We start from the raw sequence: 14,503 nt of genomic DNA on the forward strand, positions 1-14,503 counted from the left end.
CCTCTCGAGCACCCTGCACAAGCGGGTGAATGCAGCGCGGCAGTCGATCAGCCGCCCAGGTAGGCGTCACGCACCTTCGGATCGACCAGCAAGGCTTCGCCCGTGCCTTGCATCACGACATGGCCGTTTTCCAGTACATAGGCCCGATCAGCCACCTTCAGCGCCTGGTTGGCATTCTGCTCGACGAGGAACACCGTGACGCCATCACGGCGCAGTTGCTCGATGATGTCGAAGATCTGCTGGATGATGATCGGCGCCAGCCCCAGCGACGGCTCGTCGAGCAGCAGCAGCTTGGGTTTGCTCATCAGTGCGCGGCCAATGGCGAGCATCTGCTGCTCGCCTCCCGACATCGTGCCGCCACGCTGCGTGTAGCGCTCCTTGAGGCGCGGGAACAGTTGCAGCACCCGATCGAGTTGCTCCTGGTAGTCGCCCTTGTCGGTGAAGAACCCGCCCATCGCCAGGTTTTCCTCGACCGTCAGGCGCGCGAACACCCGACGACCTTCAGGCACCACCGCGATGCTCTTGCGCATGATGTGCGAGGAAGGCTGGCCGACCAGTTCTTCGCCCAGGTACTTGATGCTGCCGCTGTGTGCCTGCGGCGAGCCGCACAGGGTCATCAGCAAGGTCGATTTGCCGGCGCCGTTGGCACCGATCAGGGTGACGATCTCGCCCTGGTTGATCTCCACGTTGACGTCGTGCAGCGCCTGAATCTTGCCGTAAAAGGTCGATACGTTTTCGAACTTGAGCATTTATGCCTCCCCCAGGTAGGCCTTGATCACATCGGCGTTGCCACGAATCTGCTCGGGCGTGCCATCGGCCAGGGGCGTACCCTGGTTGATCACCACGATGTGATCGGAAATGCTCATGACCAGCTTCATGTCGTGCTCGATCAGCAGCACCGTGAGGTTATGCGATTCACGCAGGTAGCTGATGAGCGCCTTTAGGTCTTCGGTTTCCTTGGGGTTGAGGCCTGCCGCCGGCTCGTCGAGCATGATGATGCGTGGCTGGGTCATCATGCAGCGGGCGATTTCCAGGCGACGCTGCTGACCGTAGGCCAGGGTGCCGGCGGTGCGGTTGGCGAACTCGGTGAGGTTGACCTTCTCCAGCCAGTAGGCGGCGCGCTCCATCGCTTCCTTTTCGCTGCGGCGAAAGTTCGGCGTCTTGAACAGTCCGGCGAAGAAGTTGGTGTTCAGGTGCCGGTGCTGGGCGATCAGCAGGTTTTCCAGCGCGGTCATCTCTTTGAACAGGCGCACGTTCTGGAAAGTGCGCACCACGCCGCGGCGCGCGATCTGGTGACCCGGCAAGCCCTGGATCGGCTGGCCGTCGAGCAGGATACTGCCGCCGCTGGGTTTGTAGAAGCCGGTCAGGCAGTTGAACACGGTGGTCTTGCCAGCGCCGTTGGGGCCGATCAGTGCCACCACCTGTTTTTCCTTGACGGTCAAGGCAACGCCGTTGACCGCCAACAAGCCGCCAAAGCGCATGCTCAGGCCGCTGACTTGCAGAATTTCGCGGCTCATCGGCGCAGCTCCATGTGGGGACGTTGCATTGGCAGCAGACCTTGCGGGCGCCAGATCATCATCAGCACCATCATGGCGCCGAACATCAGCATCCGGTACTCGCTGAACTCGCGCATCAGCTCGGGCAGCAGAATCATCACGATGGCCGCCAGAATCACGCCCAGCTGCGAGCCCATGCCGCCCAGCACGACGATGGCGAGAATGATCGCCGACTCGATGAAGGTGAACGACTCAGGTGTCACCAAGCCCTGGCGAGCCGCGAAGAAGCTGCCGGCGAAACCGGCGAAGGTCGCCCCCAGGGTGAAGGCCGAAAGCTTGATCACGGTGGGGTTGAGGCCCAGCGCGCGGCAGGCGATCTCGTCTTCGCGCAGCGCTTCCCAGGCCCGGCCGATGGGCATGCGCAGCAGGCGGTTGATGACGAACAGCGCCGCCAGCGCCAGCAACAGCGCCACCAGGTAAAGGAAGATCACCTTGTTGATGGAGTTGTAGGGCAGGCCGAAGTATTCGTGGAAGGTCTGCATGCCTTCAGCGGCGCGGCGCTCGAAGCTCAGGCCGAAGAAGCTCGGCTTGTCGATGTTGCTGATGCCGTTGGGGCCGCCGGTCCAGTCGGTGAGGTTACGCAGGAACAGGCGGATGATCTCGCCGAAGCCCAGGGTCACGATGGCCAGGTAGTCGCCACGCAGGCGCAACACCGGGAAGCCCAGCAGGAAGCCGAAGGTGGCCGCCATCAGGCCGGCGATCGGCAGGCAGATCCAGAAGCCCCAGCCCAGGTAGTGCGAGAGCATGGCGTAGGTGTAGGCACCCACGGCGTAGAAGCCGACATAGCCCAGATCGAGCAGCCCAGCCAGACCGACGACGATGTTCAGGCCCAGGCCGAGCATCACGTAGATCAGGATCAGCGTGGCGATGTCCACCGCTCCGCGAGAGCCGAAGAACGGCCAGATCAGCGCCACCACGATCAGTCCGAGGATGATCCAGCGTTGCGTTTTGGGCAGGGTCAGGAAGTTGCTCACCGAAGGCGGCACCAGCTTGCGGCCGGAGCGTTGCCCCATGACCGCACTCCACTGCCGGTCGAACAGCACGCGCAGGAACATCAGCAACGAGCACACGGCAATGATCGACAAGGTGAAGTTGCCCTGGCTGTGCACCACCAGGCGAATGCCGTCGATGCTCAGCTTCAGACCCAGCACCGGGAAGGCCACGGCCCACACCAGCAAGGCACTGAACAGCGCCTGTTTGAGATTTCTGTTCATACTTTCTCAACCTCCGGGCGGCCCAGAATGCCGGTCGGCCGGAACAACAGAACGAGAACCAGCAGACCGAACGCCACGACGTCCTTGTACTGGTCGCCGAAGATATCGGCGCCGAAGGCTTCGGCCACACCCAGTACCAGCCCACCGAGCATGGCGCCAGGGATGCTGCCGATGCCGCCGAGCACTGCCGCGGTGAAGGCCTTCAGGCCCACCAGGAAGCCGGCGTTGGGGTTGATCACGCCGTACTGCATGCTCAGCAGCACGGCCGCGACCGCCGCCAGGGCGGCGCCGATGACGAAGGTCAGGGCGATGATGTTGTTGGTGTTGATACCGAGCAGGTTGGCCATTTTCAGGTCTTCGGCGCAGGCGCGGCAGGCGCGGCCCAGGCGAGACCTGGAAATGAACAGGGTCAGCAGGGTCATGGCCACCAAAGTGACGACGAACACCAGCACCTGCATGTAGGACACCAGCACTTCCTCGGCGCCACCTGGGCCGAAGGAGAAACTGCCGGGAATCAGGTTGGGGATGGATTTGTCCTTGGAGTCCTGTGACAGCAGCACGGTGTTCTGCAGGAAAATCGACATACCGATTGCAGAAATCAGCGGGATCAGGCGGTTGCTGTTGCGCAGTGGCCGGTAGGCGACCCGCTCGATGCTGTAGCCATAGGCGCTGGTTACGAAGATCGTGGCGACGAAGGCGACGGTCATCAGGATCGGCAGCGAATCGATACCCATCATCGCCAGGCCCGCCAGCGCGATGAACGCCACGTAAGAGCCGATCATGTACACCTCGCCGTGGGCGAAGTTGATCATGCCGATGATGCCGTACACCATCGTGTAGCCGATGGCGATCAGCGCGTAGGTGCTGCCGATGGTCAATCCGTTAACCAATTGTTGGAAGAAATGGTAGATCTCAGGCATTGAAGCGCTCCTAAAAACCTGAAGTGCATTCGCTGGCGTGGGGGTAACCCGATGCGCCTCGCCGTCTGGGCGACGATGACGGGGCTTGGCCAGTGAACCGCGGGTGACGGTTTTAAGATTTTCAGGTGGGATGGCTGCCGGATCGCGGCAATCGAGCCCATGAACCTCGTAAAACAAAGCCCACTGCTCGCACAGTGGGCTTGTAGGTCAGCTGTAGGTCAGGCGATTACTGAGGGGAGACTTCAGTCTTTGGTTTACCGAAGTGCCATTCGTAGACCACGAACTTGAAGTCCTTGAGGTCGCCCTTCTCGTCGTAGGTGAGGGTGCCGGTCGGGGTCTTGAACGAGCCCGCGTGGATGGCGGCGGCAACCTTGTCGGTGTCTTCCGACTTGGCGGCCTTGATGCCTTCGGCGATCAATTCCACTGCCGAATAGGCCGGGAACACGAACGGACCGCTTGGGTCTTTGCCGTCAGCCTTGATCGCGTCGACGATCGCCTTGTTCTCGGGGTCGGCATCGAACGATTTTGGCAGGGTCACCAGCAGACCTTCCGAGGCGTTCTGGGCAATCTGCGAGATCGAATCGTTGCCGACGCCCTCAGGACCCATGAATTTGGCCTTCAGGCCCTTCTCCTGCGCTTGACGCAGAATCAGCCCGAGCTCGGGGTGATAGCCGCCGTAGTAAACGAAGTCGACGTTGTTCTGCTTGAGTTTCTGAATGACCGAGGAGAAGTCCTTGTCGCCCGCGTTGAGACCTTCGAACACGGCAACCTTGGTGCCTTTGTCTTCCAGGGTCTTTTTCACCGCGGTGGCGATGCCTTCACCGTATTGCTGCTTGTCGTGCAGAACCGCAACCACTTTCGGTTTGACGAAGTCGGCGATGTAGTTGCCGGCTGCCGGGCCCTGGGCGCTGTCCAGGCCGATGGTGCGGAAGATCAGCTTGTAGCCGCGGCTGGTGATTTCCGGGCTGGTGGCGGCCGGCGTGATCATGATCACGCCTTCGTCTTCGTAGATGTCCGAAGCAGGCTGGGTGGAGCTGGAGCACAGGTGACCGATCACGAACTTGACGCCGTCGTTGACCACTTTGTTGGCTACGGCTACGGCTTGTTTGGGGTCACAGGCGTCGTCGTATTCCTTGGCCTGGAGCATCTTGCCGTCGACGCCGCCTTTGGCGTTGATGTCCTTGATGGCTTGCTTGGCACCGATGAACTGCATGTCACCGTACTGGGTGACAGGGCCGGTCTTGGGCCCGGCGATGCCGATGGTGATGGTGTCGGCGGCCATCGAATGGCTGGCGAAACCGGCCACAACCAATGCAGCGAACAGCTTGGAAATCTTGATCATGATGCTCCACTCATTCTGTTGTAATTCTTATAGTCCTGGCGGCCAGGGCTACAGACCGGGCGGGGCAGCGGCATGACGCTGCCAGACCGCAACCCCACCTTCCCCCGAGATATGTCCCGGAACTGTACCGGTACAGTGTAGAGCGCTGTTCGCGCGCTTGAAAAGCCGGCTCATAGCGCCTTGTTCCAGCAGTGTCGCGTCGTCGATACAAACATATAGAAACGCGCCATCGCTGCACTGCATATCACGCTATTGGCTCGCCCGTTCGGAGTCGATCGACCAATTACGTGTTTAGAGCCAGGGTTTTCTGTAAAAATGTCAGCCGTTTTCAGCAGATCACTTTTCCATCAGGACCCCATGACCGATCACACAAGCACCCTCTATGCCAAATTGATTGGCGAAACTGCAATTATCGAGTGGAAGGCCTTGGAACGCTTCTGGGCCAAAGGTGACCTGATTTGGGTCGCGCCGCCGCTGGATCTGATCGAGGTGGCCAGCGCTTTTGCGCAAAACCAGAGCGAAACCGTCGCCAAATGGCGCTCTGATGGCACGGTCGTACCGGTTCCGGTCGACCTCGCTGCCAGCCTTCAAGCCCGCGATCCAGAGATATGGGCGGTGGTCGTTTCCCCATTTATTTTGATACAAGAAAAGACGTCGCAATCGCACTGAGGCGTTCTGGTGCACCTCTTCACCTCGATGCTTCTTTTTGAGGCGGGGTGAGGTGAAACAACGGTGCAGGTTGGTAACAGTCGTCGGCGCTTTTGCACACTGCGGTAACAACTTACGCAGGGCGTAATAACTTTGGATCATTTCTCGGGAGCTGTTGATGAAGTCTGGACTGCCAACGGTGGCGTTTGCCGGTATCGGACTGATGGGTCTACCTATGTGTCGGCGACTGCTGGGCGCGGGGTATTCGCTGACCGTGTGGAATCGCAGCGCCGAGAAATGCCATGAGCTGGTGGAGCTTGGCGCACGCAGCGTGGCCACCCCTGCCGAGCTGTGTGAGCACGCCGATATCATCCTGACCTGCCTTGCCGACAGCGCAGCGGTACGTGAAGTGGTGTTCGGCGAGCACGGCGTCGCCGCTGCCGGTCGTGCTCAGCAACTGCTGGTGGACCTTTCCAGTCTTGAGCCCTCGGCCACGCGGGAAATGGCCGCGGAGCTGGCGGCCTTGTGTGCCATGGGCTGGGTCGATGCACCGGTCTCCGGCGGGGTCGCTGGCGCCGAGGCCGGTAGCCTGGCGATCATGGTGGGGGCTCGAGCAGAGCATTTGGAACGTGTTCGCGACATCCTGCTGACTCTCGGCCAGCGGGTGACGCATATGGGGGGAGTCGGCGCAGGGCAGGTGACCAAGGCGTGCAATCAGATGATCGTCGCCTGCAACGCACTGGTGATCGCTGAGGCGGTGGCCTTGGCCGAATGTTCTGGTGTCGATGCCCGTTTGCTCGCCGAGGCACTGGCCGGTGGCTTCGCCGATTCGAAACCGTTGCAGATTCTTGCCGGGCAAATGGCCGAAAGCCGCTTCGAGCCGGTCAAGTGGCATGTACGAACCTTGCTCAAGGATCTGGATAACGCCGTGCAGTTGTCTCGGGAACAGGGGTCGGCAACGCCTGTGAGCGCCCTGGCAGCGCAGCTGATGCGCCTGCACGGCAGTCAGGGCCATCTGCAGCATGACCCCGCCACCTTGGTGCAGCTCTACCGCCAGAAGCCCTGACGTCCACCTGGCGCCATCCTGTGTGGATGGCGCCAGGTGATGACCCTCTTAGCCGGCGACCAGGATGCGGATCGCCTCAAGACGCAAAGCGGCCTTTTCCAGCATCACCACGCCTTCTTCGCGCAGTTTGCGCAGCGCATCGAGTTCGCTGTCACGCACGCTGGGGTTGACTGCCTTGAGTGCCGTCATGCGCGCCAGTTCCTCATCGGCCTCGGCCGCCAGGCGACGTTGCGCCTGGGCGACCCGCTCGACGTGGGTGGGCATGATCTTCTCTTCGCCTGCGGCAATTCGCTTGGCCAACGCGTCGCGCTGGGCCTGAACGAACTTGTTGGCACTGGCCCGCGGCACGCTTTCGAGCTGGTCGTTGAGCGTCTCGAAGCTGACCCGCGCGGCCAGGTCGTTGCCATTGGCATCGAGCAGGCAACGCAAAGCAGCCGGCGGCAGGTAGCGACCCAGCTGCAAGTGACGCGGGGCGACCACTTCACTGACATACAGCAGCTCGAGCAGCACGGTGCCAGGCTTGAGTGCCTTGTTCTTGATCAGCGCCACTGCGGTGTTGCCCATCGACCCTGACAGCACCAGGTCCATGCCACCCTGCACCATGGGGTGTTCCCAGGTGATGAACTGCATGTCCTCGCGCGACAGCGCTTGCGCCCGGTCGTAGGTGATGGTGACGCCTTCGTCGTCGCCCAGCGGGAAGCTGGCATCGAGCATTTTCTCGCTCGGTTTGAGAATCAGCGCGTTTTCCGAATGGTCTTCACTGTCGATGCCGAAGGCGTCGAACAGGGTTTCCATATAGATAGGCAGGGCGAACTGATCGTCCTGCTCAAGAATCGCCTCGACCAGCGCTTCGCCCTCACCCGAACCACCGGAATTGAGTTCGAGCAGGCGATCGCGGCCTGTGTGCAACTCGGCTTCGAGTCGCTCGCGCTCCTGGCGGGCGTCGCTGACCAGCGCCTCCCAGGCAGCGTTATCGCCGCCCTCGAGCAGCGGCAGCAGGCGCGGGCCGAACTGATGCTGCATGGCGTTGCCGGTCGGGCAGGTGGCGAGAAATGCGTTGAGCCCTTGCTCGTACCATTGGTACAGGCGCTCTTGCGGGCTGTCCTGCAAATACGGAACGTGCAGTTCGATGGTGTGCTTCTGGCCTATGCGGTCGAGGCGGCCAATGCGCTGCTCGAGCAAATCCGGGTGCGCCGGCAGGTCGAACATCACCAGGTGATGGGCGAACTGGAAGTTGCGCCCCTCACTGCCGATTTCCGAACAGATCAGCACCTGCGCACCGAACTCCTCGTCAGCGAAGTACGCAGCGGCGCGGTCGCGCTCGAGGATGTTCATGCCTTCATGGAACACCGTGGCGGGGATGCCTGAGCGCACGCGCAGGGCGTCTTCCAGGTCCATGGCCGTTTCGGCGTGGGCGCAGATCACCAGCACCTTGGTGCGCTTGAGCATCTTCAGGGTGTCGATCAGCCAGTCGACTCGTGGATCGAAGCGCCACCAGCGCTCATCCTCGGTGCTGTCGGCGTCGCTCTGGAAGGCCACTTCCGGGTACAGCTCGGCATGCTCGCCTTGCGCCAACTCGGCGTATTGCTGGGGGTTGGGCAGCGGGTAGGCGTGCAGCTTGCGCTCGGGGAAGCCCTGAATCGCGGCGCGGGTGTTGCGGAACAGCACCCGTCCGGTGCCGTGGCGGTCGAGCAGTTCACGAATCAGTCGCGCGCAGGCATCGGTATCACCGTCGCTGACGGCAGTCAGCAGCGTTTCGCCTTCGGCACCCAGGAAACCCTGGATGGTGGCGTGCGCCGCACTCGACAGGCGACCGTTGTCGAGCAGTTCCTGCACTGCCTCGGCGACTGGGCGGTAGTGTTCGCTTTCGGCACGGAACGCGGCCAGGTCGTGGAAGCGGTCCGGGTCGAGCAGGCGCAGGCGGGCGAAGTGGCTGTCCTGGCCCAGTTGCTCGGGTGTGGCGGTCAGCAGCAGCACGCCGTCGATCACCTGCGCCAGTTGTTCGACCAGGGCGTATTCCTGGCTGGCCTTCTGTTCATGCCAGACCAGGTGGTGTGCTTCGTCGACCACCAGCAGGTCCCATCCCGCGGCGAACAGCGCATCCTGGGCCTTCTCGTCTTCGACCAGCCATTCCAGTGCGACCAGCGCCAACTGCGCGTCTTCGAACGGGTTGCTGGCATCGCTCTCGATGAAGCGCTCGGCGTCGAACAACGCCACTTCCAGGTTGAAGCGCCGGCGCATCTCCACCAGCCACTGGTGCTGGAGGTTTTCCGGAACCAGGATCAGCACGCGGCTGGCGCGACCGGAGAGCAACTGGCGGTGGATGATCAGGCCGGCCTCGATGGTCTTGCCCAGGCCCACTTCGTCAGCCAGCAGCACCCGTGGTGCGACGCGGTCGGCCACTTCGCGGGCGATGTGCAACTGGTGAGCGATGGGTTGCGCGCGCACGCCGCCCAGGCCCCAGAGCGATGACTGCATCTGCTTGCTGGTGTGCTGCAAGGTGTTGTAGCGCAGCGAGAACCATGCCAGTGGGTCGATCTGCCCAGCGAACAGACGGTCGCTGGCCAGGCGGAACTGGATGAAATTGGACAGCTGGGTTTCCGGCAGGGTGCGCGGCTGGTTCTGGGCGTCGAGGCCGTGATAGACCATCAGCCCGTCGACGTCGTCGACTTCGCGCACGGTGAGCTTCCAGCCATCGAAATGGGTGATCTGGTCGCCCGGCGCGAAGCGCACGCGGGTCAGCGGCGCATTGCGTACGGCGTACTGACGGGTCTCGCCGGTGGCCGGATACAACACGGTCAGCAGGCGGCCGTCCTGCGCCAGGATAGTGCCAAGGCCAAGCTCGGCTTCGCTGTCGCTGATCCAGCGTTGCCCCGGTTGATACTGCTGCGCCATACTGGCTGAACTCCCGCGATGAAAAGCCGCCTATGGTAACGGATAGGTCCGGCAGGACCAATCAGTCTAGTGCGTTCGTTGAACAATACCGCTTGCCATCAGGCACGAGGACCGCGATGCCCGCCAAGTACCGTCGCTTCAATGTCTGTCTTCTCGTGGCCGGCACGCTGCTGCTGGCGGCCTGCGAGCAGAAACGCTTCGAAATTCTCCCCGCCATTCCCCCTGAACAGCTCGAAGTGCTCGGCGTCCAGGCACCTATAAAGAGTGTGCATTTCCGCGATCAGCAGGGCGAAGGCCTGCTGGTGCTGAGCCGTGTCGATGGCCAGGCCACCGACGCCGAAACCGAGCAGGAGGTCGACCGCGTGGTGCTCAAGGCCACGCTGTACGGCCGCACGGGTGACGCGGCCTTCACCCCGCGCTGGAACATCGAACAGGAAACCAGCTGCGCAGGCCTGGACCTTGATGTCGACTTCTATACCGATGTCAGTGGCGTCAGTGATCTGAATGGCAACGGTATCGCTGACATCACCGTGGCCAGCCATGCCTACTGCGGCGGCGGTATCGAGCCCCAGGACATCGCCATCGAACTGCGCGAGGGACAGTCGGTCTACTCTGTTACCGGACAATCGCTGATCAGCCCCGCCGGCGAGCAGCCTTTCGGTGGTGAACGCGAGCAAAGTGCTTCGTTCAACCAGGCGGACAAGGTCTTGCGCGACCACCTCGATGAGGTCTGGAAGCAGGTCTACAAGCGACCTTGGAGTGAAGTCAGTGAGCCGGCTGAAGACGATGATCCGGATGCTGCCGAGTAGTTTTACGCAGATCCACTGATGGGCCCTGCGGCCGACTCATGTCTGCTCTTGCCAGGCCGATAACCTGTTAAAGGAGACTTCCATGCTGCCGCCTATCATTCCGCTCAGTGCCATACCGGTGACGTCCCAGCTTGACCCGGTCAAGCCGCGCCCCGACATCCCGCCCGTGGTGCCCGTGCAGACCACCTCTGGCGACGGCAGCGTCGATCTGCGCCAGCGTCAGGACCCGCAAGAACAAGCGTTGTTGCTGCGCGACGAGCAGCGTCGCCGGCAGCAGCAACATGCCGATCAGGAAGATGAGCGCTACCTTGCCGAACCGGGTGACGCCGTCAATGCCGACAATACCGTTCCGGTGATTCCCCTCGGTGAGCCCAATCGTCAGGGCCTGCTGGTCGACATAGAGATATGAGGCTGGTCAGCCTGGCCATGCTTCGTCATCATTGGTACTTCGCTTTAGCCTGAGCCTGCCCCATGAGCCAAGACAAGCTGATCGACTTCGGCGCCGAGCGCGCCAAGCGCATTCACGACATCAACGACAAGCGCCTTGACGACATGCGCCAGGCCTTCGAACAGGCCATGCCCCTGGCCAAGACCAGCAAAACCAAGCGCAAAGGCAAGTCGAAGAAGCGCTGAGCACTGACCTGCATCAATTCTCACCCCCGCCTGCGTGCCCGCTCTGGGCACCATTGATCCTGATCAATTTCCCTGCGCCCATCTTTGGTTAACGTTCACCCATCGGACAACGGCAAGCGAATGGGAGGTCGACATGTTCTTCGACAATGTGGTTATCGCAGGTGTGGTAACGGTCGGGTTGATGGTCGCGTTCTTTGTCGGTCTGGGCATTTTCATCTGGAAGGACTCAAGCAAGCGCAAGTCGCGCTGATCCTTTCGGAATCACGAGCACGCAAGGCATTTAGGGCGACTTCGGTCGCCCATTTTTTTTGTCCGGTTTTCGTCATCCTCGCCGTCCGGCCTGGCTCACTCGATTGAGGTATCCCATGTCCATCACTTCCGCCGACATCTGCCACGCTGCCGATCAGCTCAATGGCCTGGTCGGGTTCCACCTCAAGCGTGGCGTCCACATCTTCAGGTTTTCCGAAGACGCCTTCGGCCTGGATGTCGCGCAGGAGTCGCTGCAGCCTTGCAGCGAATTCGTCTGGCGCGCACTGGACAATGATCGCCAGGTGCTGTGCCGTCAGCGTTTGGCGCTATTGCTGGAGCAACATGTCGACGATCGGCTGAATATCGGCGAGCCGCTGCGGCTCTATCTAAAGCGCGTCGACTTGCCGGAAATCATCGCAGAGCGTACGCCGCTCATTCAGGCCAGGCCAGGCGTAGCCCATTGAAAGGCAGCGGCGGGGCGACATCGACCCGATCACGGCCCTCGTGCTTGGCGTGATACAGCGCCCGGTCCGCTTCATCGAGCCACTGTTCGGGGCCGCTGAAATCTGCGCGGTAGGCGCATAGGCCGATACTCAGGCTGATGCGCAGCTCGGGCAGATGGGCATTGCGGTAGCTCGCAGCGCGCTCGCGCAGACGCTCCATGGCCAGGCACGCCTGTTCCTCGGTCGCTCTTGGGAAGATCACGCAGAATTCATCGCCGCCGTAGCGCCCGGCCAGATCGCTGTCACGCAGGCTGCGCTTGAGTTCCTCGCTGAGCTGACGCAGCACCCGGTCACCCACGACATGGCCATAGGTGTCGTTGATGACCTTGAAGTGATCGATGTCGATCAAGGCGATCACTGCCGTGCTCTTGCGCTGCTGGCAGATGAGAAATTTCAGGTGCAGGCGGTCTTTCCAGTAACCGTGATTGAACAGTCCGGTCAGGCTGTCGGTGCGGCTGAGGTCACTGAGTCGGCGCTTGTGTTCGGCAAGAGTGGTCGCCAGCTTGAACGACACCCAGCCCAGTGCCAAGGGGTAGAAGGTGAGCATGGGCAGGCTGGCATAGACCTGCAGGTCGGTGGCATGCAACTGTAGGTGCGGCCCCAGTATAAGGATGCCAACACCAGCGCCGGCCAGCTGCGCCAGTGCGCCGCGCGCAACCAGTGGACGTCCGCCGGCCGCGACATTGTTCATGGTCACCATCGACAGGATGGTCAGGCTGGGCAGCGGATTGAACTGCATGGCCGCGGCCCAGAATCCCGCCATTACCGAGTCGATCAACAGGTTCCGCTGCTCGGCGGCATACGGCGACGGCGAGCGGCTGGCCCAGAGGTAGGCGAGGTGAGGCCAGAGCAGACCGTTGAACACCATCAGTGTCCATAGCCAGATTGGCGCAGACAGCGGGGCAATGGCTGCGGTGACTGCCAGCAGGCTCATGGCCTTGCCGAGGATGCGAGGCACATAGATGCGCTTTACGAACGAGAGTCCCTTGCCGCTGCTGGTAGCCATCATGATGTCGATTCTGTCGTGGGGCGCGGTTTATCGCATAAGTTCAGATTTATTGTTGATGATTCGTCGGAATCTGAATACTGACCTTGCAAGCCAAATCAGCGGTGATGCGGGCGGTGTCGGAGGATTCGGATGGGCGGGAGCGCATCGGAGGGGCGTGGCCCTGCGCGGCAGGGCAGGGTCACGCAAGGGTGGGGGTCAATCGTTGCGCTTGTTCTTATTAGTAGAAGGCTGGTCTTCGTCGAGCAGCTTCGAGGGTGCCTTGCCGCTGTCGCTGCGTACTTGTGCATGGCTGATCAGGGCGAAGATGAAGCTGCCACCAATGATGTTGCCTGCCAGCGTCGGCAGGGCGAAATCCAGCCAGAACGTGCTCCAGGTTTCCTCCCCGGCCCAGACCAGGTAGGACACTTCCACCGAGCCGACCACGATATGGGTGAAATCGCCCAGCGCCATCAGGTAGGTGATCAGTACGATGATGCCGATCTTGGCGTGCTCCATGGACGGAATCATCCACACCATGGTCGCGATCATCCAGCCCGAGATGATGCCCTTGGCGAACATCTGGCCGATGTCGTTTTCCATGACCTTGCGGCCCACCTCCAGGAAGGCGAGGTCGGTCTTGGTGTCGAAGATCGGCAGCTCGAGCATGACCCACGCCACCAGTAGGGTACCGGCCAGGTTACCGAGCAACACTACGCCCCATAGACGCAACAGGCGACCGACATTGGCGAGGGTCGGTGTGGTCATTATCGGCAGGACGGCGGTGAGGGTGTTTTCCGTGAACAATTGCTGACGAGCCAGAATCACCGCCAAAAAGCCTGCGCTATAACCGAAACTTGCGATCACCTGCGCCGTTTCGCCGTCGGGCAGGCGCGAGTAGAGCAAGCCCATGGCCATGAGCGAAAGACCCATGGTCAACCCGGCGGCCAGTGCCGACCACCATAATGCGGCGAGGGTGCGTTCGAGCTCCTGGTCGCCCTGGGCACGGATGATTTCATGCAGGACCGCCGCGCGAGGTGGCTGGCTCTCGTTGATCTCCTGCTCCTCATCGGCGGATAGCCCGGGAGTCTTGGTAGTGTGTTCGTCGTTCATGCCAGCGGCGCTCGTGAGGGGGTGGGTTCTCTACAGATCAATGGGCGTATGAATAGTTGCGGCAGCAATGGCGGTCGCCCCGGATGTTTTTCTCGTTTCGCGGGTTGACAGCAAAAGCCAGTCGCGTATTATTCGCCTCCCCGCAACGATGAACTTCGCGACGGGGAGTTAAGTGTCAGGTTTTCTTGGTTTCAACTTTGAACGAGAAAATGAAATGCTTAACGAGGTGGTTGACAGCGTTGTTTAACGCTGTATGATTCGCCTCCCGCTACGAGCGATCGCAGCGAGCCAAGTGTTTGAAGTTGAACGAGATTCTCGCAAAATACTTCGAAATAAACGCTTGACAGACTTAGAGGAAAGCGTAGAATGCGCGCCTCGGTTGAGACGAAAGGCTCAACCAAACGCTCTTTAACAAATTGAATCAAGCAATTCGTGTGGGTGCTTGTGAGTACGGACTGATCGTCGCATAGATTATCAGCATCACAAGTGGCCATGCGAGAAATCACATAGTCATTTGAGATTGCTGAGCCAAGTTTAGGGTTTCTTAAAAACCCAAGCAGTATTGAACTG

Annotated in this window: 15 protein-coding genes; 7 read left to right on the plus strand and 8 right to left on the minus strand. The window is 61.2% G+C overall.

The window, feature by feature from the left end; genetic code table 11:
* Positions 1-47: 47 nt before the first annotated feature.
* The 5 genes from H618_RS0112395 to H618_RS0112415 form a co-directional block, all read right to left on the minus strand.
* The gene (locus H618_RS0112395; RefSeq protein ID WP_028695382.1) at positions 48-749 is read right to left on the minus strand and encodes an ABC transporter ATP-binding protein; all 702 of its coding nucleotides are present in this window, start codon (positions 747-749) and stop codon (positions 48-50) included.
* Positions 750-1,517, minus strand: coding sequence for a high-affinity branched-chain amino acid ABC transporter ATP-binding protein LivG (livG, locus tag H618_RS0112400; RefSeq protein ID WP_028695383.1), 768 nt, complete (start codon positions 1,515-1,517; stop codon positions 750-752).
* The gene (locus H618_RS0112405) at positions 1,514-2,770 is read right to left on the minus strand and encodes a high-affinity branched-chain amino acid ABC transporter permease LivM (protein WP_028695384.1); all 1,257 of its coding nucleotides are present in this window, start codon (positions 2,768-2,770) and stop codon (positions 1,514-1,516) included. Before H618_RS0112405 ends, livG begins: the two co-directional genes overlap by 4 nt.
* Positions 2,767-3,690 carry a high-affinity branched-chain amino acid ABC transporter permease LivH gene (gene livH / locus H618_RS0112410; protein ID WP_028695385.1) on the minus strand — a complete coding sequence of 308 codons (924 nt, stop codon included), beginning with the start codon at positions 3,688-3,690 and terminating at the stop codon, positions 2,767-2,769. The genes H618_RS0112405 and livH overlap by 4 nt, the downstream gene beginning before the upstream one ends.
* 226 nt (positions 3,691-3,916) lie before the next feature.
* Positions 3,917-5,032 carry a branched-chain amino acid ABC transporter substrate-binding protein gene (locus H618_RS0112415; RefSeq protein WP_028695386.1) on the minus strand — a complete coding sequence of 372 codons (1,116 nt, stop codon included), beginning with the start codon at positions 5,030-5,032 and terminating at the stop codon, positions 3,917-3,919.
* A 357-nt stretch (positions 5,033-5,389) separates the two neighbouring features.
* On the opposite strand from H618_RS0112415, the gene H618_RS0112420 reads away from it, so the two are divergent.
* Both H618_RS0112420 and H618_RS0112425 read left to right on the plus strand, forming a co-directional pair.
* Positions 5,390-5,701, plus strand: a complete 312-nt coding sequence (locus tag H618_RS0112420; protein WP_028695387.1) for a DUF2288 domain-containing protein — start codon at positions 5,390-5,392, stop codon at positions 5,699-5,701.
* 157 nt (positions 5,702-5,858) lie between these two features.
* Positions 5,859-6,746 (plus strand): NAD(P)-dependent oxidoreductase, encoded by an 888-nt coding sequence (locus tag H618_RS0112425; protein ID WP_028695388.1) that lies wholly within the window; start codon positions 5,859-5,861, stop codon positions 6,744-6,746.
* Between the two features lie 48 nt (positions 6,747-6,794).
* On the opposite strand, the gene rapA is transcribed toward H618_RS0112425, so the two are convergent.
* Positions 6,795-9,641 (minus strand): RNA polymerase-associated protein RapA, encoded by a 2,847-nt coding sequence (rapA, locus tag H618_RS0112430; RefSeq protein ID WP_028695389.1) that lies wholly within the window; start codon positions 9,639-9,641, stop codon positions 6,795-6,797.
* 116 nt (positions 9,642-9,757) lie between these two features.
* Here rapA and H618_RS0112435 point away from each other — a divergent pair, with 116 nt between their 5' ends.
* From H618_RS0112435 to H618_RS0112455, 5 genes are all read left to right on the plus strand, one after another.
* Positions 9,758-10,450: a M949_RS01915 family surface polysaccharide biosynthesis protein gene (locus tag H618_RS0112435; RefSeq protein WP_028695390.1), complete on the plus strand. Its 693-nt coding sequence runs from the start codon at positions 9,758-9,760 to the stop codon at positions 10,448-10,450.
* Between the two features lie 82 nt (positions 10,451-10,532).
* Positions 10,533-10,859 (plus strand): hypothetical protein, encoded by a 327-nt coding sequence (locus tag H618_RS0112440; RefSeq protein WP_028695391.1) that lies wholly within the window; start codon positions 10,533-10,535, stop codon positions 10,857-10,859.
* A gap of 62 nt (positions 10,860-10,921) precedes the next feature.
* Entirely contained in the window at positions 10,922-11,083 is a 162-nt protein-coding gene (locus tag H618_RS22945) for a hypothetical protein (protein WP_169338835.1), read from the plus strand.
* 133 nt (positions 11,084-11,216) lie between these two features.
* Positions 11,217-11,333, plus strand: a complete 117-nt coding sequence (ccoM, locus tag H618_RS23290; RefSeq protein ID WP_028695392.1) for a cytochrome c oxidase subunit CcoM — start codon at positions 11,217-11,219, stop codon at positions 11,331-11,333.
* A 115-nt stretch (positions 11,334-11,448) separates the two neighbouring features.
* Positions 11,449-11,796 carry a DUF2025 family protein gene (locus tag H618_RS0112455; protein ID WP_028695393.1) on the plus strand — a complete coding sequence of 116 codons (348 nt, stop codon included), beginning with the start codon at positions 11,449-11,451 and terminating at the stop codon, positions 11,794-11,796.
* Here H618_RS0112455 and H618_RS0112460 read toward each other — a convergent pair.
* Together H618_RS0112460 and H618_RS0112465 are read right to left on the minus strand one after the other, a co-directional pair.
* Positions 11,765-12,844, minus strand: a complete 1,080-nt coding sequence (locus H618_RS0112460; protein ID WP_425414185.1) for a diguanylate cyclase — start codon at positions 12,842-12,844, stop codon at positions 11,765-11,767. The genes H618_RS0112455 and H618_RS0112460 overlap by 32 nt on opposite strands.
* Positions 12,845-13,039: 195 nt before the next feature.
* Positions 13,040-13,933: a formate/nitrite transporter family protein gene (locus H618_RS0112465; RefSeq protein ID WP_028695395.1), complete on the minus strand. Its 894-nt coding sequence runs from the start codon at positions 13,931-13,933 to the stop codon at positions 13,040-13,042.
* Positions 13,934-14,503: the final 570 nt, after the last annotated feature.

It is taken from the genome of Pseudomonas cremoricolorata DSM 17059 = NBRC 16634 (assembly GCF_000425745.1).
Lineage (GTDB): Bacteria > Pseudomonadota > Gammaproteobacteria > Pseudomonadales > Pseudomonadaceae > Aquipseudomonas > Aquipseudomonas cremoricolorata.